The sequence below is a fragment of the Caballeronia terrestris genome (assembly GCF_001544515.1).
Taxonomy (GTDB): domain Bacteria; phylum Pseudomonadota; class Gammaproteobacteria; order Burkholderiales; family Burkholderiaceae; genus Caballeronia; species Caballeronia terrestris.
This window is the reverse complement of the sequence record NZ_FCOL02000052.1, coordinates 1-19,190: the sequence shown is the minus strand read 5'-3', so window position 1 is coordinate 19,190 and position 19,190 is coordinate 1. Positions and strand designations below refer to the sequence as shown.

Annotated in this window: 16 protein-coding genes and 4 pseudogenes; 16 read left to right on the top strand and 4 right to left on the bottom strand. The window is 60.7% G+C overall.

The annotated features are described in order from the left end of the window. Positions 1 to 299 precede the first annotated feature (299 nt). A pseudogene (locus AWB67_RS27485) lies at positions 300 to 855 on the top strand (IS21 family transposase); the annotation flags it as partial. Between the two features lie 180 nt (positions 856 to 1,035). Here AWB67_RS27485 and AWB67_RS27480 read toward each other — a convergent pair. Further along, positions 1,036 to 1,296, bottom strand: a complete 261-nt coding sequence (locus tag AWB67_RS27480; protein ID WP_087659365.1) for a hypothetical protein — start codon at positions 1,294 to 1,296, stop codon at positions 1,036 to 1,038. Between the two features lie 617 nt (positions 1,297 to 1,913). Further along, positions 1,914 to 4,049: a heavy metal translocating P-type ATPase gene (locus AWB67_RS27475; RefSeq protein ID WP_200822321.1), complete on the bottom strand. Its 2,136-nt coding sequence runs from the start codon at positions 4,047 to 4,049 to the stop codon at positions 1,914 to 1,916. An 83-nt stretch (positions 4,050 to 4,132) separates the two neighbouring features. On the opposite strand from AWB67_RS27475, the gene AWB67_RS27470 reads away from it, so the two are divergent. The 5 genes from AWB67_RS27470 to AWB67_RS27450 all read left to right on the top strand — a co-directional run bounded on the left by AWB67_RS27470 (position 4,133) and on the right by AWB67_RS27450 (position 8,699). Continuing rightward, on the top strand, positions 4,133 to 4,528 hold the full coding sequence (locus AWB67_RS27470) for a MerR family transcriptional regulator (protein ID WP_235025348.1): 396 nt from the start codon (positions 4,133 to 4,135) through the stop codon (positions 4,526 to 4,528). Positions 4,529 to 4,598: 70 nt separating this feature from the next. After that, on the top strand, positions 4,599 to 5,216 hold the full coding sequence (locus AWB67_RS27465; protein WP_087659362.1) for a class I SAM-dependent methyltransferase: 618 nt from the start codon (positions 4,599 to 4,601) through the stop codon (positions 5,214 to 5,216). 650 nt (positions 5,217 to 5,866) lie between these two features. Then, complete coding sequence (locus AWB67_RS27460; RefSeq protein ID WP_087659377.1) at positions 5,867 to 6,145, top strand: hypothetical protein; 279 nt, start codon at positions 5,867 to 5,869, stop codon at positions 6,143 to 6,145. 215 nt (positions 6,146 to 6,360) lie between these two features. Next, positions 6,361 to 7,557, top strand: a complete 1,197-nt coding sequence (locus tag AWB67_RS27455) for an arabinose transporter (RefSeq protein WP_087659376.1) — start codon at positions 6,361 to 6,363, stop codon at positions 7,555 to 7,557. Positions 7,558 to 7,805: 248 nt separating this feature from the next. Continuing rightward, positions 7,806 to 8,699 carry a LysR family transcriptional regulator gene (locus AWB67_RS27450; RefSeq protein ID WP_087659361.1) on the top strand — a complete coding sequence of 298 codons (894 nt, stop codon included), beginning with the start codon at positions 7,806 to 7,808 and terminating at the stop codon, positions 8,697 to 8,699. A 29-nt stretch (positions 8,700 to 8,728) separates the two neighbouring features. Here the strand turns inward: AWB67_RS27450 and AWB67_RS27445 are convergent, their stop codons facing one another. Continuing rightward, positions 8,729 to 9,940 carry an MFS transporter gene (locus AWB67_RS27445; RefSeq protein ID WP_087659360.1) on the bottom strand — a complete coding sequence of 404 codons (1,212 nt, stop codon included), beginning with the start codon at positions 9,938 to 9,940 and terminating at the stop codon, positions 8,729 to 8,731. A gap of 173 nt (positions 9,941 to 10,113) precedes the next feature. Here AWB67_RS27445 and paoA point away from each other — a divergent pair, with 173 nt between their 5' ends. From paoA to AWB67_RS27415, 6 genes are all read left to right on the top strand, one after another. Next, complete coding sequence (paoA, locus tag AWB67_RS27440; protein WP_268808108.1) at positions 10,114 to 10,863, top strand: aldehyde dehydrogenase iron-sulfur subunit PaoA; 750 nt, start codon at positions 10,114 to 10,116, stop codon at positions 10,861 to 10,863. Continuing rightward, a complete protein-coding gene (locus AWB67_RS27435; protein WP_087659358.1) occupies positions 10,860 to 11,819 on the top strand; it encodes an FAD binding domain-containing protein in 960 nt (319 codons plus the stop codon). Before paoA ends, AWB67_RS27435 begins: the two co-directional genes overlap by 4 nt. Continuing rightward, complete coding sequence (gene paoC, locus AWB67_RS27430; RefSeq protein ID WP_087659357.1) at positions 11,816 to 14,014, top strand: aldehyde oxidoreductase molybdenum-binding subunit PaoC; 2,199 nt, start codon at positions 11,816 to 11,818, stop codon at positions 14,012 to 14,014. The genes AWB67_RS27435 and paoC overlap by 4 nt, the downstream gene beginning before the upstream one ends. A 398-nt stretch (positions 14,015 to 14,412) precedes the next feature. Then, a complete protein-coding gene (locus AWB67_RS27425; protein WP_087659356.1) occupies positions 14,413 to 14,823 on the top strand; it encodes a (R)-mandelonitrile lyase in 411 nt (136 codons plus the stop codon). A 27-nt stretch (positions 14,824 to 14,850) separates the two neighbouring features. Beyond that, positions 14,851 to 15,345 (top strand): (R)-mandelonitrile lyase, encoded by a 495-nt coding sequence (locus tag AWB67_RS27420; RefSeq protein WP_087659355.1) that lies wholly within the window; start codon positions 14,851 to 14,853, stop codon positions 15,343 to 15,345. Beyond that, positions 15,323 to 16,123 carry a carboxymuconolactone decarboxylase family protein gene (locus AWB67_RS27415; RefSeq protein ID WP_087659354.1) on the top strand — a complete coding sequence of 267 codons (801 nt, stop codon included), beginning with the start codon at positions 15,323 to 15,325 and terminating at the stop codon, positions 16,121 to 16,123. The genes AWB67_RS27420 and AWB67_RS27415 overlap by 23 nt, the downstream gene beginning before the upstream one ends. An 88-nt stretch (positions 16,124 to 16,211) precedes the next feature. On the opposite strand, the pseudogene AWB67_RS42030 reads toward AWB67_RS27415, so the two are convergent. Continuing rightward, a pseudogene (locus AWB67_RS42030) lies at positions 16,212 to 16,402 on the bottom strand (LysR family transcriptional regulator); the annotation flags it as partial. A gap of 507 nt (positions 16,403 to 16,909) precedes the next feature. Here AWB67_RS42030 and AWB67_RS27405 point away from each other — a divergent pair. The 4 genes and pseudogenes from AWB67_RS27405 to AWB67_RS27390 form a co-directional block, all read left to right on the top strand. After that, positions 16,910 to 17,191, top strand: a pseudogene (locus AWB67_RS27405) (aldo/keto reductase); the annotation flags it as partial. 139 nt (positions 17,192 to 17,330) lie between these two features. After that, positions 17,331 to 17,662, top strand: a pseudogene (locus AWB67_RS27400) (MFS transporter); the annotation flags it as partial. 26 nt (positions 17,663 to 17,688) lie between these two features. Next, a complete protein-coding gene (locus tag AWB67_RS42025; protein ID WP_235025350.1) occupies positions 17,689 to 18,135 on the top strand; it encodes a cyclophilin-like fold protein in 447 nt (148 codons plus the stop codon). 229 nt (positions 18,136 to 18,364) lie between these two features. After that, a complete protein-coding gene (locus AWB67_RS27390) occupies positions 18,365 to 18,781 on the top strand; it encodes a hypothetical protein (RefSeq protein WP_087659353.1) in 417 nt (138 codons plus the stop codon). Positions 18,782 to 19,190 lie beyond the last annotated feature (409 nt).

The window sequence follows — 19,190 nt, the reverse complement described above, 5'->3', positions numbered from 1 at the left end:
AACACACGGCGCCATTTTTTCCTGACTCAGGCATGCTCATGGTGGGCCGTTGTCCGGGCGGAGCCGACGTTCGAACGTCCGCATGAAAGCGTGAGCCAACGTCCGTAGGTGGCCGCGTGCTGCCCGATGCGGTCGGCATACGTCGGCCGCCATACGTCGGCGGCCGTGCGTCGAAGGCGTCATCTAGAGCGAGTTGACGACTTTATTTCGCGTCCAGCAAACTCACACTGAGTAAGGCTCGCCACGCTATCGGGGCGCACGAAGTCCCGAGTTGACAACTTTATAGTCGCAAGGTTGACATCTTTAATGCGTTCTACGAGTGGGCGTGTGGCCTGACGCATCGGCAGATCAGCCGGGCCATCGGCATCAGCGTCGGGGCGGTGTCGAAGTTTCGCGGCCCAGGCCAGCCAGGCGGGACTCGACTGGGCCGCAGCCGAAGCGCTGTCCGACGATGAACTGAACGCGCGCCTGAGGCCTGCGGTAACCGATGCCACGGCGACGGTGTCGCGACGCATCGAGCCCGACTACACGGCATTGCATCGCGAGCTTCGCCGCAAGGGCGTGACGCTGCAACTGCTGTGGGAAGAATACGCTGAAGCGAACCCCGGCCAGCGGACCTACCGCTACACGCAGTTCTGCCAGAAGTAAAAGGACTGGGCGAAGTCGCTCAAGCGCTCAATGCGCCAGCAGCACCGCGCCGGCGAGAAACTGTTCGCCGACTTCGCGGGCCCCACCGTGCCGATCCTCGCGCGCGATGGCGGCGTCGAATTCGAGGCGCACGTGTTCGTTGCCGTGCTCGGCGCATCGAACTACAAGCGCGCAAGCACATCTCCGATCAAGCTGAGCTATCAATGGCATGAGTTTCTCCTCGGCGATACCGTGAATCTCAACTTATGTGTCCCATGGCGCGCAAGAAACAAACGTTCGACGCGATCCTGCGCGGGCCGGTGACGTTGAAGCGCAGCTGCGGCGAATTCACCTCGACACGATCTGGACACATGGCCGTCTCCACCGCGGGCGTTTGCGGCTTCCTTTTCAGGCGCGATCTTCTTCCGGTTGAATGTCGACCTGGTCCATGTGCGGCAGCAGTCCGAGCTGACGGGCCGTGGCATTGGGTAGGCGTAGCAGCACCGTGCCTGCCTTAGCCCATGCACTATCGATCATCACTACGTCGACCAGCACGCCTTCAAGTTCGAGGTAGACCACATTGTCCTTCTCGAACGCCTCTTCATAGAGATGCCAGGACGGCTCCTTGCCTTCTCCGTGGTGATACTTGATCGATGTTTTGGTGCTCATAGGACCGCCCGCTGGGTCGATGGATACAGCGGCCAGTTTAGCGAGTCGGACGAGTGCTGTCGTGCGAGAGCAGATCAGCCAACGGGCAGCTTCCTTCCTCCGCGGCAGTGTTCAACAACAGGTACTGAGCCCTGCGCAGCTAAACGTCAGAGTTGCTTTGATGATTATGCGAATAATCATCAAAGGCACTTCACGCGTAGACGAGGGCGATGCGCATTCTCGCATGCGAGAACACGCGGATTCTGTCGCAGCAGCTGTCAAAATTCGTCCAACGTTGAACGAAGTTCATCGGACGTTGAACCTTCCTTCCGCAATGCGCCGGCGTCCAAACGCGCGGGACCACGACTACGGGGGCCGCCGCTCGCGCTCGATCACTCGATCATGCCATTCTGCGGCGCGCCGTTAATTGAAGACCGGAACGATGCCGCGTGCCCTTCGTTCCGCAAACTGCTTTTTCCGTATTCGGCCACTTTGAGTCGCTCGAATCTGAGATCCGATCGCCGCTTTGTACCGATGAAGCGACGTCACGCGAGCTCGCGGGACCACGCCAGCCGTGGCGCGCTGTTCTCTTCGACTGACGATCGGCCCTCACCGCAACAAACGAGTCCGTCGTTTGGCTAACGTTGTGCGCCACGCCGGGGGTAAAGTAACCGTAGCGCATTTGCGGTCACAAGGACGGTCGCGCCCGTATCCGCGAGAATGGCCATCCATAGACTAGTCACACCGAGCAGCGTAGTGCATAGGAAAATCGCTTTGAGTCCAAGCGCGAGCCCGATGTTCTGCCAGATGTTGGCCAGCGTAGACTTCGACAGTGCGATGAGATCGGCAATGCCCATTACATTGTTGCGCAGCAGTGCCGCGTCCGCCGTTTCCAAAGCGACATCAGTTCCACCGCCCATCGCGATCCCAACCGACGCCGCGGCCAGTGCCGGAGCATCGTTGATGCCATCTCCGACCATCGCAACAAGGCCTTTCGCCCGGATCGCTTCGATTTCAGCAAGCTTTGCGGCGGGCAGCAGTTCCGCTCTGACCTGGACGCCCACAGTCGCCCCGATGGCATCCGCCGTCCGCTGATTGTCCCCCGTCAGCATGACCGTGCCGATGCCCCAGCGGTGCAGGGTGGCGATGGCTTCGGCGGCGTCGCTGCGCGACTCGTCGCGCAACGCGATGAGTCCCTCGACCCGTTTGCCGGACAGCACCACGACGACAGTCTTGCCCTGCCGCTCAAGCGCCTCCAGTTGCTGCGCGATATGTGCGTCGAGCGCTGTTTGCTCGCTCGCATGGCGCGGCGATCCGACAAACACGAAGCCGCCTTTCAGGCGAGCGGTGACCGACTTGCCCGGCACTGTCAATGCGGCACCGAAACTTGCCGGCAATTCGAGCCCTCGCGTGCTCGCGGCTTCCACAATAGCCATGCCGAGCGGATGGCTCACCTTGCGCTCCACTGCGGCCGCTTTCGCCAGAACGTCATCTGCCGTTCCGTCGACGGATACGATGTCTGTGACTTGGGGACGGCCCAGCGTGAGCGTCCCGGTCTTGTCGAATGCCACAGTCCTGATCTTGCCGAGGGCTTCCAGCGCTGCGCCACCCTTGACCAACAGGCCACGTCTGGCTCCTGCGGCAAGGGCCGACGCAATGGCCGCTGGCGTGGAGATCACCAGCGCGCAGGGGCAGGCAATCAGCAACGTGGCCAGACCACGATAGATCCACGTTACCCACTCCGCGTTGAAAAAGAGAGGCGGCACGATGGCCACCAGCAGCGCGACCGACATCGCGGCCGGCGTGTATCGCCGACTGAAGCGGTCGATCAGTCGTGCCGTCGGTGCCTTGGACTCCTGCGCTTCCTCGACCATGTGAATGATGCGGGAGATCGTGTTGTCGGCCGCCGTGCGGGTAACCTCGACACGCAACTCGTTCGTGCTGATGCTCCCGGCGAAAACGGTCGCTCCCGGTTCCTTGGCCACCGGCACCGACTCGCCGGTCACCGGTGCTTCGTCGACGTCCGAAACGCCTCCGATGACGTTTCCATCGGAGGGGATACGATCGCCGGGCCGCACAACGACGATGTCGCCAATCTGAAGCGTGTCGGCCGACACCCGCTCAAGAATGTTGGTGCGCTCCCGTAACGCATCGCGCGGCACCAGGGAGACCAACGCTTCGATACCAGCTCTTGCCTTGCCTGCCGCGACCGTTTCCAGCAATTCGCCGATCGCGAACAGAAGAATGACCACCGCCGCTTCCTGTGCCGCGCCAATAAGCATCGCGCCAAGCGCTGCCACTGACATCAGCGTCTCGATGCTGAACGGTGTGCCCGAGGTTGCTCCCGCATATGCGCGCTTCGCGAAGGGCACGATACTGATAAGCGCTGCCACGGAGTATGCCCATTGCGCGAGGGCCGGCTCGATATGCGCCACGGCAGTCGCGATCCCGAACATCGCTGCGATGGCCAGCGCAAGGTAAGCCTTACGCCCCCGCCACCATGACGATCGGAGGCTGCTCACCGGACCAGAGGAGGCGGCTGTTCCGTGCGAACCGCCGCCGACTGGTGTGAAACCCAGCGCACGGATTTTTCCCTCGATCACGGCCGATGAGGTCCGGTCCACGTCGAATTTCAGGGACAGACTCTCCAGACCGTAGCTGACATTGATGTCGCTGACGCCGGGTACTCGCTTCATCGCGTTTTCTATCTTGACTGCACAGGCCGCGCAGTCCATTCCTTCGATGCGGAGTTTCAGGGAGTCGGGAGCGTTCACGGTGTTTTGACCTCGACGAATGTCTTCATGGGAGTCTACGATAGACCCTGTAGTCACTACGGGGTCAAGCAATGGACAACCCAATGTTGACAATCGGCCATCTGGCCAGTGCAACGGGCACGAAGGTGGAAACGATCCGCTTTTACGAAAAAACGAACCTGCTGCCGGCCCCGGCTCGGACCGAAGGCAATTACCGCTCGTACACGGTGGCACACCTGAATCGCCTGAGCTTCATCCGGCGCGCGCGCGATCTGGGGTTTTCGCTGGAGCAGGTGCGCGAGCTTCTCGCGCTCGCGGACGATCGCAGCCGCTCATGCTCGGCAATCGACGCAATCGCGAGGGAACATCGATTCGAGGTAGAGCGCAAAATCCGTGATCTACAGGCGCTAAAGGCAGAGCTCGACAACCTGATCGATCAGTGCAGTTGCGGAACGGTCGCGGAATGTCGGATCATCGAAGCGCTGTCGCCTGCGACGTAGCGCATCCTCCGGTTTTTCGCGCAAAGATTCGAGCCGCGGGGGCCAACAAACGAGACCTATAGGGAACGCGATGCAATCGAAGACCCATTGGGAAAAGATCTATACGACGAAGTCGTCAACGGACGTCAGTTGGTATCAGCCGCACGCAGCGCTGTCGCTGGATCTGATTCAGCGGATCGGCGTTGGGCCGGCTGCCGCAATCATCGACGTGGGCGGCGGCGCATCGACGTTGATTGATGACCTGGTCGCTCACGGCTACCGCAACCTGTTCGTGCTGGATCTCTCCGGCGAAGCGCTGGCCGTGGCCCGCAGACGGCTCGAGCAAAAATCCGGCCTCGTGCAGTGGATCGAGGCTGATGTCACTTCCGCGCCATTGCCGGAACGATTCTTCGATGTCTGGCACGACCGGGCGGTATTTCACTTTCTCACGGGCGAGGCCGACCGTCGCGCGTATGTCGCCCAGGTCGTGCGCGCGGTGAAGCCGGGCGGGCACGTCATAGTCGCCACCTTTGCTCCGGACGGCCCGACCGAGTGCAGCGGTCTTCCGGTGGTCCAGTACGACCCGGACTCGCTGCATGGTGAATTCGGCCCGGCCTTCGAACTGGTGGAACACAACGAAGAAATGCATGTGACGCCGGCAGGGCGAGTCCAGCATTTTATTTATTGCCACTGCGTTAAACCGCACTGAGCTGAATCGATCACCACCGCCGGGAACCCACGAGGACGTCAACGGAGCACTTGCGCCAATCAACGGTTTAAGCACTAGCCCCGGGCGCGAATACTGAATGTCGGTTGTCGGTGGTACAGCAGTCTGTCATCCCACTCCCACCGGTGTCGCTTGTGGGTCGATGAGGGACCGTCAGACTCCGCGTCCCGGCCCGGAACATCGCAGCATTTTCCTGTGCAGATCGGACCAAAGAGCATACGTACAAATTTGTCAATTAGGATAACGAAAAAACGTCGCTAAATTCATTTACGTCAATCACGAGCGGGAAAACGCTGTCAGCATTGTCTATCAGGATAATGAGACTTTGGCCCGGCTGGTTTCTCTTCCACGGCCCCTGTCCCATGTCCTCAAAAAACACGCGTCGATAAATGTAGCTAACCCGCCCCACAGCCGATCGAACTCGCGACAACCAAACCGACAAGCTTCGCATTGACGGTGCCCGGAAGAAGACGGGAAGTTGATTGATGAACTGAGTTCATAAGCCCATGTACCGTATTGTGTTCAAAACCTGATAGTAAGGGTATACGCTTGAGTCATCGCGATGTAGCTGACAGCCTGGTAAGACCGCTGCCGTGCTTCTCGTCAAATATCAACCCATCTTGGAGCGCGTCATGAACCGCAAAGTATTCGCTACTCTCTTTTTCATCGCTTCCAGTGCATTCGCTGGGTCAGCTTTCGCTAGCGGCTACGGTCCGGCTCCGTTTTACCGGCCGGCTGTCGGTGCGCCGAGCTCACAGCAGGGACCGAGCGCGCAAACAATTGCTGCCGAGCAGACCGCGCACGGCATCGATACGTATAGTTTTGGCAGTTCGCGCGACACGCAGACGCAATCGGGTGCCCGGCGCGTTGAGGGCACAAGCAACTCCACTTCGTCGTCGGTTAGTAATTGAAACGCTCCGCGAGGCAGGCTTGCCATGTGAACGCCCGGTGTAGAGGTAACACGGAGCGGATCGTTTGATGACCGCTCTGCCGCCGACCCAGCGCCTCCTACGTGCAAGCATGACGTTCGAGTGGGCCTGCGGACTGGGCATGCGAACCCACTTGCTCGCCAATACCGCAGAAGTGGTCAGATCGCCCACGAGAAGAGAGGGTGAAGACAAGGATCATGTTCGAATCCCGTTTAAAGAGATCAGCCGGGCATTTGGTTGTTGCCACCCTGTTCCCGATAATGACTGCTGTGCTGGCCGGCTTCCTGATCATTGGCGTGGCGCTCCCCGTACTGCCTCTACATGTCACAAACGATCTCGGCTTCGGACCACTGGTTGTTGGCCTCGCGGCGGGTGCACAGTTCGCTGCGGCACTGCTCTCACGCATTTGGGCGGGTTCCTACTCTGACAGGCGCGGGGCAAAGCGCAGCGTCTTCGTCGGCCTACTCGCCGCCGGGGCCGCCGGGCTGCTGTACCTTCTGTCGCTAGTATTCCTAAAGGCAGCCACGGGTTCTGTCGCGATTCTGCTCGTAGGTCGTGCGGTTCTCGGCGGCGCCGAGAGCTTCATTATCACCGGTGGCATCGCCTGGGGGCTGGGTCTCGTTGAAAGGCAGCATGCTGGCAAAGTGATCGCTTGGGTCGGAACTGCGATGTTTGCAGCGATGGCGCTGGGCGGTCCTCTCGGGTCCATTCTTTACACATCATTCGGGTTCGTCGCGATAGCACTGATGACCGCCCTTCTGCCGCTATTCGTTTTCGCATACGTGAGCCGGACCCCGGCAGCCGCACTGCCCGGTCACGGACAGCACGCTTCTCTCAGTGCGATCCTCAGAGTTGTTTGGCTGCCCGGTCTCGGCGCGGCGCTCGCCAGCATGGGGTACTGCGCGATCTTGGCGTTCAGTTCGCTTTTCTTCGCGGACATGCATTGGCAGCCGGTATGGATGGCCTTCACCGCATTCGGTGCTGCATTGATCGCGGCGCGCACCATCGCTGGGCATCTTCCAGACCGGTTAGGAGGCGCACGAGTTGCCTTTATATTCGTCATCGTGCAGGTAGCGGGCCTTTTAATCATGTGGCTAGCAAAGACAACGTTGCTCGCGTCCCTAGGCGCCGCCCTTTCAGGCGTCGGCTATTCACTCGTCTACCCAGGGCTCGGCGTCGAAGCAGTTCGCACGATTGCACCCAACAATCGCGGCATGGCGATGGGTCTCTATACGGCCTTTCTAGATGTGGCGATGGCTCTGGGCAGCCCCTTCCTTGGATGGGTCGGCGCACACGCCGGCCTGCGTTCAGTGTTCCTAGCCAGCGCCGCGATAGTTGGCTGCGCCGCTGCCGTGGCCATTTTTCTCCAACGTCGACAGCACGTAAGTGCATGATCGATCGCAGACTATCGCTATCAAACCCCTCGTCGGATGGTTACCCGTGAACATTGCCTAGGAGTTTCCGACAACGAATGTGCAATTCGTTGAAGCGCTTTACATTCATGACCTTGTCTGATTAAAGTGGCGGAGCACTGCTTTGTCATGACCCCGCCTCATGAGTCTGGGGCGCGGTAGCAGCAGGTTCGCGCACGAAGAGTTTCCGCGCGCGAGTTGAAATTCGACTACAGCGGGCGCCTGGCGCAATGGCACGTGAAAACTTTAACGACATCCTCGTCTTTCTCGCAGTCGCGCGGGAGCGCAGCTTTACACGTGCTGCCGCGAAGCTCGGCGTCTCCCAATCCGCACTGAGCCATACGATTCGTGACCTGGAATCGCGGCTGGGCATTCGCTTGCTCACCCGGACGACGCGCAGTGTGTCGATGACCGAAGCCGGAGAAGACCTCTTCCGAACTGCTGCGCCACGGGTCGAGGAAATCGATGCCAAACTGTCTGCCTTGTCAGAGTCAAGGGAAAGACCTGCAGGTATCGTTCGCATCACCGCCACCGATCATGCGATCGACGCCATCGTTTGGCCGAAGGTGCGCAGGGTGCTGCGCGACTATCCGGAAATACAGGTGGAAATGACAGTCGACTACGGGCTCGTCGACATCGTGGAGGACCGATACGACATGGGCATACGGTTTGGCGATCAGGTTGCCAAAGATATGATCGCCGTGCGCATCAGCGCGGACATTCGTATGTCCATCGTCGGCTCGCCCGCGTATTTTGAACGCCGGCAATTGCCACGCTCACCAGAAGACCTGCTCAAGCACGACTGCGTCGCGCTGCGCCTGACGACGACCAAAGGCCTTTATGCCTGGGAACTTCAGAAAGGGAAGCGTTCGGTTCAAACCCGCGTGAGTGGACAGACCATTTTTAACTCGCAACCGCAAATGATCCGGGCCGCGATCGACGGCTACGGTTTGGCGTTCGTTCCCGAGGACGCCGTGCTACCGCACATCCAGAGCGGTGAATTGCGGCCGGTGATGCGCGACTGGTGCCCGGCGTTTCCTGGCCTTCACGCTTATTACCCGAGCCGACGTCAGAGTTCAAAAGCATTCTCTGTCGTCTTGGAAGCGTTGAAACAGCCGCTGTAAAGTCGGGCCGCTACTGCCTTGGGACTAGCTTAAGCTTGCCCCGCAACGCGTGACGCCGTCCTACCTACGTTTTCGCATCGAACGCGCGATGCGACCGCCGCCAGCACCGCACCGGCCAGAAGCAGCCCGGCTGAGAGACCAAACGTCGCGCGATATCCGCTGCTGTCGAAAAGCAGACCGCCGAGCGTCGCGCCGAGCGTGATAGCAAGCTGGATAACCGCCACCATCAGGCCCCCGCCGGCTTCTGCGTCGCCGGGGAGCGTTTCAGATAGCCACGTGAACCAACCGACGGGTGCTGAGGTAGCGATCAAACCCCACGCGGCCAGCAATACCGCGGTCGTCGCAACCGATTCGCCAAAAAACATTAGCGCGACGGCAATGCCGCTCATAAGCAACGGAATCGTGATCAACACGCCATGCAGATTCCGTTTGATTATCGAGCCGACGAAAACTGTGCCGCCCAACCCTGCGGCGCCGATCACGAGCAGCATGAAAGACAGAATTGACACGTCTACCTTCGTCACCGTCTCAAGAAAGGGACGCAAGTAGGTGAACAGCGAGAATTGCCCCATAAACAACAGAGCGACAGCGCCGACTCCGCATAAGACCTGACGGTCGCTGATTATTTGAAGTACGCCGCGCCTAGTCTGCGCTTGGCGTTGCGCGGGTAGTTTCGGCAAGGTGAGCGCCTGCCAGATAAGCGCAACGGCGGCAAGCGGCACGACGCAAAAAAAAGCACCTCGCCATCCAATGATTGAGCCAAGGAAACTTCCGGCGGGCGCGGCGACTGCCGTCGCAAGCGCACTGCCGCCCTGTACTACCGCGATCGCACGCGGCACGAAAGCATCGGGTGCGATACGCATCATCACGGCCGTGGACATCGACCAGCATCCGCCAATTGAGACACCGAGCAGTGCGCGCCCAAGCATCAAGACAGTGTAGGTGGGCGCCACGGACACGAGAACGCCCGAGGCTACCATCAGCGCTGTCAGCGAGAGAATCACCTTCTTTCGGTCAAAACGTCGCGTCAACGTTGACACAGAAAGGCTCGTCAGAACCGCAAAAAATCCCGACACAGAAATCGCCTGCCCCGCCTGCCCTTCGCTTAGAGAAAGCTCATGTGCGATGGGCGTCAGAAGGCTGACGGGCAAGAACTCTGATGCGACGAGGGCGAAGGCACAGAGCGACATGGAAAGCACAGCGCCCCATACCTGTTTGTTCGATAGGGTGGATCGGGTCATTGGAAAGAAAATTAATGCTTAGATGCGGCGAGAGCGGCGCCTTTGCGAAGCAAAAGGTTCGACCAAGGCGCTAATTTACAGCAGGCTGTCAATGGGATTAATCCCTGAAAACTCATCGGGCTTATGAATACGGATCATGAATCGGCCGGCTTAGCGCCCTTATAGTTGGAGGATTGAGCACGCTCGCCGCCGTGCGCGCGTTTCCAGGAGCGAAAAATATGAACGCTAGTAGCCAGCACGTTGACGACGACGGCGTCGCCGCAAATTGCAACGCCGCGGAAGACAATCTGAACATCACTCGGCGAAGTCTTCTAAAACTCGCAGGAATGGGCGCTGCCACAATCGCCAGCGGTTCGGTGTCGATTTCCAGCATGTCCGCCGAAGCACCTCCGCCGGGTGCCGCCACTGTGCCAGCATCGAAGGTCCTGTTGCATGTGAACGGCGTGCCGCGCGAACTTTCGCTGGACACACGCACGACGCTGCTCGATGCGCTGCGTGAACAGCTGCATCTGACTGGCACGAAGAAGGGCTGCGACCATGGACAATGCGGTGCGTGCACCGTAATCGTCGACGGACGGCGCATCAACTCCTGTCTCACGCTTGCGGTGATGCATCACGGTAGTCAGGTCACCACCATCGAAGGCCTTGGCACGCCGGCGAAACTCCATCCAATGCAGGCGGCGTTCGTCAAGCACGACAGCTTCCAGTGCGGCTACTGTACGCCTGGGCAGATCTGCTCCGCCGTCGCCGTGCTCGATGAGATCAAGGCCGGTGTCCCCAGCCACGTCAGTACGGACTTGCTGGCTCCTCCTCGTCCGACCAACATGGAAATGCGAGAACGCATGAGTGGCAACATCTGCCGCTGCGGGGCCTACTCCAACATCGCCGAGGCGATGACCGAGGTGGCGGGAGGTCGGGCATGAAACCGTTCACCTACGAGCGCCCATCGACGCCTGCCGCCGCCGCAACTGCTGCCCAGCAGACGCCGGGCGCGAAGTTCATTGCTGGCGGAACAAACCTGCTTGATCTGATGAAGTTACAGATCGAGACGCCGGTTCATTTGATTGATATCAACGGGCTTGGCTTCGATCGAATCGAGACGACGCCCGATGGCGGACTGCAAGTCGGCGCGCTTGTGCGCAACACGGATCTTGCGGCGAATCAGACAGTGCGCCGCAACTATCCCTTGCTCTCGCGGGCATTACTCGCCGGTGCGTCTGGTCAACTGAGAAACAAGGCGACGACGGCGGGCAATCTGCTTCAACGCACGCGCTGCCCCTACTTCTACGACACCAACCTCCCGTGCAATAAGCGCGAGCCCGGTAGCGGCTGTCCGGCGCTAAAAGGAAGCAGCCGGTCCTTGGCCGTGATCGGTGGCAGTGATGCCTGTATCGCCACCTATCCCGGCGACATGGCCGTTGCATTGCGAGCGCTTGACGCGATCATCAACACCGTTCGCGCGGATGGTACGGTGAGAAACATACCCATCGCCGATTTCTACCGGCGTCCCGGCAAGACGCCGCATCTGGAGAACGCGCTGGAACCGGCAGAGCTGATCACGAGTGTCACGCTGCCGAAGCCCATTGGGGGCACGCACATCTATCACAAGGTTCGTGACCGCGCGTCGTATGCATTTGCGCTGGTATCGGTCGCCGCAATCGTGCGCAAAGATGGCACGGGCCGCGTTGCGCTAGGCGGCGTGGCGCCGATGCCCTGGCGCATCGAAGCGGCTGAAGCCGAACTTCCGAATGGCGCGCGCGCGGTGATGTCGCGTCTCATGGCGGATGCCAAGCCGACGCACGATAACGGGTACAAGGTAACGCTGGCAGAGCGCACGCTGGACGCGGTACTGACCGAAGCGAAGGAGGTGAGCCAATGAAGTTCGATACCCCCGCCACCAATAATCCGATCGACCGCCTAAAACACATCGGTCATGCGACAGACCGCATCGACGGACGTCACAAGGTGACCGGCACCGCGACCTATGCATACGAATGGCACGACTCAACCCGCGATCCTGCCTATGGTTTCGTTGTGGGCTCCGCAATCGCGCGCGGACGCATCACGTCGATAAACCTCACAGCCGCGAAGGCGGCACCTGGGGTGGTTGCGATCGTCACGGCCGGAAATGCCGGAACTTTGACGAAGGGCGACTTCAATACAGTCAAGTTGCTAGGTGGGCCGCAAATCGATCACTATCACCAGGCGGTCGCACTGGTCGTGGCCAACACCTTCGAACAGGCTCGCGACGCGGCCCAGAAGATACTCATCGACTATGTCGCCGAGGGCGGAAGCTACGATCTCGCCGCAGCGAAAGACACAGCCGACATGGCAGGGACTGGTTACTGGGGCGAACCGGCGACGCGCACGGGCGATTTCGAAGGCGCGTTCGCCGCGGCGCAGATGCGCTTTGATGCAACCTACACCACGCCCGATCAAAGCCACGCGATGATGGAACCGCACGCGTCTATCGCGGCATGGAACGGCGACAAATTGACGCTGTGGACTTCGAACCAGATGATTGCGTGGGGTGCAGGCGACGTCGCGAAGACGCTCGGCATTCCCCGCGAGAACGTGCGCTTGATTTCGCCTTACATTGGCGGAGGATTTGGCGGCAAGCTCTTCGTGCGCAGCGACGCGCTGCTGGCCGCGCTTGGCGCAAAGGCCGCGGGCCGTCCTGTGAAGGTCGCGCTCACGCGCCCGCTCATGTTTAACAACACGACGCATCGGCCGGCGACGATCCAGCGCATCCGCATCGGCGCAGACGCGAACGGAAAAATCACGGCCATCGCGCATGAAAGCTGGTCCGGTGACCAGCCAAATGGGCAACCCGAGACCGCCGTCGGTCAGACGCGCCTCATTTATGCCGGCGCAAACCGCATGACGACGATGCGTCTTGCTACTTTGCATTTACCCGAGGGTAACGCGATGCGTGCGCCCGGCGAAGCGCCGGGCCTGATGGCCCTGGAAGTCGCAATGGACGAGATGGCGGAACAACTTAAGATCGACCCGATCGAGTTCCGCAATATCAACGATACTCAGGTCGATCCGGAACAGCCCGAACGGCCCTTCTCGCAGCGTCAGCTCATCGAGTGCTTCCGCGTGGGCGCACAAAAGTTTGGCTGGCAGAAGCGTAACGCCCGTCCAGGGCAAGTACGCGACGGCCGCTGGCTGGTTGGCATGGGCACCGCCTCGGCGTTCAGAAACAATATTTCGATGAAGTCGGGTGCACGAGTGAGGCTCGATCGGCGAGGGTTCGTGACGGTCGAAACCGACATGACCGACATCGGCACAGGGACGTACACCATCATTGCGCAGACGGCAGCCGAGATGATGGGGCTGCCGCTCGACAAGATTTCTGTACGTCTCGGCGACTCGACGTTTCCCGTTTCTTCCGGCTCGGGTGGCCAGTGGGGTGGCAACAGCTCAACGGCGGGTGTCTATGCTGCCTGCATGAAGCTCCGTGATGCAGTGGCCAACAAGCTTGAAATGCACGGTACGGATGTCGTTTTTGCGGATGAGCGCGTGCGCTCGGGCGGGCGCAATGTGCGGCTTGCCGAAGCAGCATCTTCTGGCGAAATCGTCGTCGAAGACACCATGGAATACGGCGATCTGGCAAAGCGCTATCAACAATCAACCTTCGGCGCACACTTCGTCGAAGTCGGCGTCCATGCAGCCACCGCCGAGATTCGCGTGCGTCGCATGCTCGCCGTCTGCGCAGCGGGCAGAATCCTTAATCCTAAGGCCGCCAGAAGTCAGGTTATCGGTGCGATGACGATGGGCGTAGGCGCAGCGCTCATGGAAGACCTCGTGGTCGACAAGCGCTACGGCATGTTCATCAATCACGATTTGGCTGCTTATGAGGTGCCTGTCCATGCCGACATTCCGCATCAGGAAGTGGTGTTTCTGGACGAAGCAGATCCCACCTCCTCGCCGATGAAGGCGAAAGGCGTGGGCGAGCTCGGCATCTGCGGCGTGGGCGCAGCGATCGCCAATGCGCTTTACAACGCTACCGGTGTACGCGTGCGCGATTATCCAATTACGCTCGACAAAGTCCTGATGGGAATCGCGTGAGTGCGTCGCGCAGCGCTAGACGACCGATCGCCGCGATCTGTTGTTTCTTGTGTTGCACGCTACTGGCGGTGTCTAGCTCCGCATCGGCGCAGCCCGCAAGCCGTCCGCCGGGCGTCCCATCGAAGGTTTGAACTCAGGAGCGAATCATAAAAATATCGATCAAGTTCGATGGACAAACGAACATCGCAGATCTGAAGGACAATCCGAGCAGCTTTGATCCATCCGTAGGTACGGTTGCCTACTATGCACCGTGGGCAATCTTGCGCTGTTTTACTTGTGTCCGGGCTGGACGCGCTCACCAAGGCGGCGACGTTCGAGGCCACCATCGTACGCGTAATGGATTGAGGGATTGAGGCAACGTTCCTTGGCGGTAAGCGGACCTTTTTTGGGAGAAAAATATGCAACTTAAACGCGCTGGCTCACAGCCGTCGATCAAAGGACCGGAGGAATGGTTCACAGGCACGGTGCGGATCGATCCGCTCAACGCTCCGCCCCCGCCAGCCCGCGTGTCGTGCGCGAGTGTGACTTTCGAGCCCGGCGCGCGTACCGCGTGGCATACGCACCCGCTCGGTCAGACACTCCTGGTGACAGCCGGATGCGGCTGGACGCAATGCGAAGGCGAGCCGCGTGTCGAAATTCGTGCAGGCGACGTCATCTGGTGCCCGCCCGGCCACAAGCACTGGCATGGCGCGACATCGACGACCGCGATGACCCATATCGCCATCCAGGAAGCACTGGATGGCAAGAACGTCGAGTGGATGGAGCACGTCTCAGACGAGCAATACCTCGACGGTCCCCAACGCGGTTGAGCCGCTTTACATCAGGAAGAGATATTCATGCACTCGTTCCTCAGGCTTTCCCTGTGCGCCGCTGCCTTTCAGGCCAATTTGGCCTTGGCCGCCGAGCCGCAGGCTAATACATCCGCTGGCGCGCAGCAGATCACGCGCGCGGGCGACCAACCCTCGGCCGCCGGCCCGGCAGAACTCTTCATCGGTCGAGTGCGGGTCGATCCCGTGTGGCCTGCGGACAAGAGCATCAACGCCGCTGGTCTTCTGGTGACCTTCGAGCCTGGCTCGCGCTCCGCCTGGCACACCCATCCCGCAGGGCAGCGGTTGGTCGTGAAGTCCGGCGTCGGTCTGACCCAGGAATGGGGTAAGCCCACCCAGGCAATCCGTCCCGGCGACGTGGTGTGGTGCCCGCCCGGCGTCAAGCACTGGCATGGCGCCTCGCCGACCACGGCGATGACCCACCTGGCTGTCACCGGGACGGAGGACGGCAAGAACGTTACATGGATGGAGAAAGTCACCGATGAGCAATACAACGCGCGCTAAGCTTCGCAAGGCGCGCCTTCGGGCCGGCGCGCTCGCCGTGGCCTTGGGGCTGGTCACTACATTGAGCCAAACCGCCGACGCGCAGGAGACCCGACAGATTACCCAAAGTCCAGCCAGCACACCCAGCGCTTCCGAGACTCTTAACGCCCGCCAGCAGGCCATCGTGCCCATCGCGGCCTTTGCCGCCGCGGGCAACATGGCCAAGTTGAATGCAGCGCTCAACCAGGGACTGGACGCCGGCATGACAGTGAGCGACGCCAGGGAAATCCTGGTGCAGCTCTACGCCTATGCGGGCTTTCCGCGCAGCCTCAATGCGCTGGGCGAGTTGATGAAGGTGCTGGAGGCACGCAAGCAGCGGGGCATCCAGGATGCGCCGGGCCATGCGCCTAGCCGCCCCATCCCGAAGGGCGATGCGCTGCTAGCCGCCGGAACGGCCAACCAGACCAAGCTGGTGGGCGCGCCTGTCAAGGGTCCGCTGTTCGATTTCGCCCCGGCCATCAACGAATACCTCAAGACGCATCTGTTCGGCGACATCTTTGAGCGCGACAACCTCGATTGGCAAAGCCGTGAGTTGGCCACGGTGGGCATGCTGTCGGCACTGCCGGGCGCCGAGTCCCAGTTGCAGTCACACATGGGCATCAGCATGAACGTAGGCCTCACCGCCAATCAGTTGCGCCAACTCGCCCAGGTGCTGGCCGAGCGTGTGGATGCGGATGCGGCAAAACGAGCACGCGAGGCTCTGGCTCGGCATCTCGCAACCCGTCCTGCCGGGAAGTAGCAACCCACTTCTTGATGTGGCCGAGCTTTGCCGTCCCGGCATGACTCGGTTGACGCCGCTTTGAGCCTAGCGAGGGTGCCACACGCGCGATCGGCAACGCGATCATGCCCTTGTCGGTGGTGTCGCCCAGACGCACGCCTGCGTCGAAGCGGTCGGCCACGATGTCCCGAATCCGTAGTTGATGTCGAACTCGACCTTAATGTCGGGGTATTCGAGCAGCAACGGAGTGAGCTTGGATAGCAAAGTAGTCTGAAGGACATGTTCGCCGCAGGTGATCCGCCCATGATGCAGCCTCCCATGGATTACTGATTACTAGTCTTATAGCCCTTTTAAGCATTCGTTAGCTAGTCAAGTTGACTTCCGTGCGCCAACACTCATGGCATGAAAAGTCAATGCCGATGACCATTGCGACCGCTGCCCCGCCGCGCTTTAGTGACGAATTCTCCAACTTGAAAGGTATCGAACATGAGCACGCAGAACATCAACGATCGTGAAAACCGTGGGAGGGTCTAGGCTGGCTGCCCACCGGCGCACTTTTCTGAAGGCCGCCGGCATCGCCGCAGCTGGCGCAGCACTGCCAATCGGTGCAGCCTCTTTGGCTACTTCCGCTGTGGCGCAAACCACGCAACGCGGCGGCAACAGCGGTCAGGCCTACATGATGAGGACCCGCAAGCTGGGGGCTCTCACCGTTTCTGAACTCGGCTTCGGCTGCATGAGCAACCGCCTCGGCCGCTACGGCCCAGGGCATGGACCGTGCGACGAGCATCCGAGTGGTCCGCGACGCCTATGAGCGCGCATCACCTTCTTCGACACCGCCGAGGTCTATGGACCTACGTGAACGAGGAACTCGTCGCCGAGGCCCTGGTCCGCAACCACATCGCCATCGCCACCAAGCTCGGCTTCAAGATCGACGTCACGAATGGCCTGGACAGCCGCCCTGAGCGCATTCGCCGCGTGGTCGCGGAGTCGCTCAAGCGCCTGAAGAGCGACCGCATCGACCTGTACTACCAGCACCGCGTTGACCTGACCATGCCGATCGAGGACGCGGCCGGCACCTTCAAGGATCTCATCCAGCAGGGCAAGGTGCTGCACTTCGGCCGCTCGGAGCCCAGCGCGCGCACCATCCGCCTTCCCCACGCCGGATCGTGGAGCGCAACGGCGTGCTGCAGGCCCTGCGAAGAACTGGGAATCGGCTTCGTGCCGTGGCCTGATGGCGGTCATCGCCGTGGCATTGATCCCTTTCGGGGCGTGGGTTGCCGCGGTCGTGGTCCCGGTGGGCTTGTGGGGCCTGATGGCGACTGCCGCGCCAGTCGGCTGGTGGAGCTGGTTCGCCGAAGTCATGCCGCACAACGCCGAGGCCGGCGGCGGCCTGATGGTAGCGGTGATCCAGTTGGCCATCGCACTGGGCTCGGCCATGGGTGGCCTGCTGTTCGATTCGACAGGCTACAAAGCACCTTCATGGAAAGTGCTGCGGTGCTGCTGTTTGCGGCTTTTCTCGCCTTCCTCACCTCCCGTTCGCAAGTCCGGCAGGCGGCCTGAGCCGCGTATCACACTATGAGGAACCCATGACCACGAGCCCCAGCGTCTTTCGCAATATCCAACGCCTCCCGGCCTTTAAGAACCGCCATGCACGCGGCCTGCGGGCTTTGCGCGGGCTTGGCCTACTTTGCGGCCTGCTCGTGCTCGGAGCATGTGACGCGGCCCAGCCTGGCGCGTCAGGCTCGCCCACCACCGCCATCGCCGCCAGTTCGGCGGCCACTGTCCAACCAGAGGAATCTCGCATGTGGATGACCATCGGCGAACGTCGCTTCGCCATCACCCTGGCCGATACCGAAGCCGCCCGCGCGTTCGCCGCGATGCTGCCGCTCTCGATCGACATGGCCGACCTCAACAGCAACGAGAAGCACGCCGAGCTGCCAAAATCTCTGCCCACGAACGCCAACCGGCCCGGCACGATACGCAGTGGCGATCTCATGCTGTACGGGTCGAGGACCCTGGTCGTCTTCTACTGACTTTCAACTCGTCCTACTCGTACACCCGCCTCGGCCGCGTGGACGACCCCGCTGGCCTGGCCCAGGCGCTCGGCAGCGGCAGCGTGCGAATCGAATTCTCCAAGAACTAGATGCAGGTGACTCCCTTGAAAAGACCCTACGTCATCATCCATACGCTGACGTCGCTGGACGGAAGAATCCACAACATGGAGCTCCCGAGTTCGATTCGGCGGAGCTTCAGTACGAACAATTGGCGCTGCATGCCGATCAGCAAGTCCTGAACATCCGGGGCTACCTGAATGGCCGTGTCTCGACCGATGACAACTTTACGCAATACCGCAAGCCAGGTCTAAACGGGTCGGCGGACGCGGTTCCCGAGGGCGACTTCGTGGCCGAGCCGCATGCGCCGATGTACTTCGTCGCACTCGACCCCGCCGGGCGCTTGGGCTGGCAGAAGAACCACGTCGATTACAGCGGTCTTCGGTCGCACGTGGTGTCGGTGCTGACCGAGAGGGCGAGCAACGCCTACAAGGCCCTGCTCAGGCGCCTGGGCATCTCCTACGTGATCGCCGGGAAGGACGAGCCGGACGGAGCCGTCCTCCATCAGCAGCACGCGCTCAGCACTGCGCCTGCGCCCACGACGCGATTCAATGCATCAGTGCATTAGTGGCTCCTGAATTAGTTGTAACCTAGGATTGCGGCGGAGCTCGCATCTGAGCGCTCCGGAACATTGCTCGCGATGTTGCTAATCGGTCCTGTTAGCAACTTCGAGTACAACGAATTTTCAAATTTGCCGCCAATGTGGAGCGAAGCTGGCAAGTTCTTCTCGAGCACCTCACCAAATGAAGCTGGGGCATTGTCAAAAGCGTGGTTCATGTTTCGCCCAAACGTTGAGTTAGGGATGGGGTTCGCTTCGCTCGAATGGTGGGAACCACCTACTGCGCTTGCGAGGATCTGGCAAGGGTGAGTACTCCGAAGCAGGCAGCGTCGCGTACACTGCGGAAATTTTCAAGCTAGATGTCGCCTCAACGATTGGATTTCAGGCGGCTTTTTGCTCTTGCGTTTGAGGGTGTCGA

What these genes read in the sequence shown, in the direction of transcription:
- AWB67_RS27480 (WP_087659365.1), bottom strand. Translation starts at nt 1,296, where the DNA reads ATGAGCACCAAAACATCGATCAAGTATCACCACGGAGAAGGCAAGGAG.
- AWB67_RS27470 (WP_235025348.1), top strand. Translation starts at nt 4,133, where the DNA reads ATGTTGACAATCGGCCATCTGGCCAGTGCAACGGGCACGAAGGTGGAA.
- AWB67_RS27465 (WP_087659362.1), top strand. Translation starts at nt 4,599, where the DNA reads ATGCAATCGAAGACCCATTGGGAAAAGATCTATACGACGAAGTCGTCA.
- AWB67_RS27460 (WP_087659377.1), top strand. Translation starts at nt 5,867, where the DNA reads ATGAACCGCAAAGTATTCGCTACTCTCTTTTTCATCGCTTCCAGTGCA.
- AWB67_RS27455 (WP_087659376.1), top strand. Translation starts at nt 6,361, where the DNA reads ATGTTCGAATCCCGTTTAAAGAGATCAGCCGGGCATTTGGTTGTTGCC.
- AWB67_RS27450 (WP_087659361.1), top strand. Translation starts at nt 7,806, where the DNA reads ATGGCACGTGAAAACTTTAACGACATCCTCGTCTTTCTCGCAGTCGCG.
- AWB67_RS27445 (WP_087659360.1), bottom strand. Translation starts at nt 9,940, where the DNA reads ATGACCCGATCCACCCTATCGAACAAACAGGTATGGGGCGCTGTGCTT.
- AWB67_RS27435 (WP_087659358.1), top strand. Translation starts at nt 10,860, where the DNA reads ATGAAACCGTTCACCTACGAGCGCCCATCGACGCCTGCCGCCGCCGCA.
- paoC (WP_087659357.1), top strand. Translation starts at nt 11,816, where the DNA reads ATGAAGTTCGATACCCCCGCCACCAATAATCCGATCGACCGCCTAAAA.
- AWB67_RS27425 (WP_087659356.1), top strand. Translation starts at nt 14,413, where the DNA reads ATGCAACTTAAACGCGCTGGCTCACAGCCGTCGATCAAAGGACCGGAG.
- AWB67_RS27420 (WP_087659355.1), top strand. Translation starts at nt 14,851, where the DNA reads ATGCACTCGTTCCTCAGGCTTTCCCTGTGCGCCGCTGCCTTTCAGGCC.
- AWB67_RS27415 (WP_087659354.1), top strand. Translation starts at nt 15,323, where the DNA reads ATGAGCAATACAACGCGCGCTAAGCTTCGCAAGGCGCGCCTTCGGGCC.
- AWB67_RS42025 (WP_235025350.1), top strand. Translation starts at nt 17,689, where the DNA reads ATGACCACGAGCCCCAGCGTCTTTCGCAATATCCAACGCCTCCCGGCC.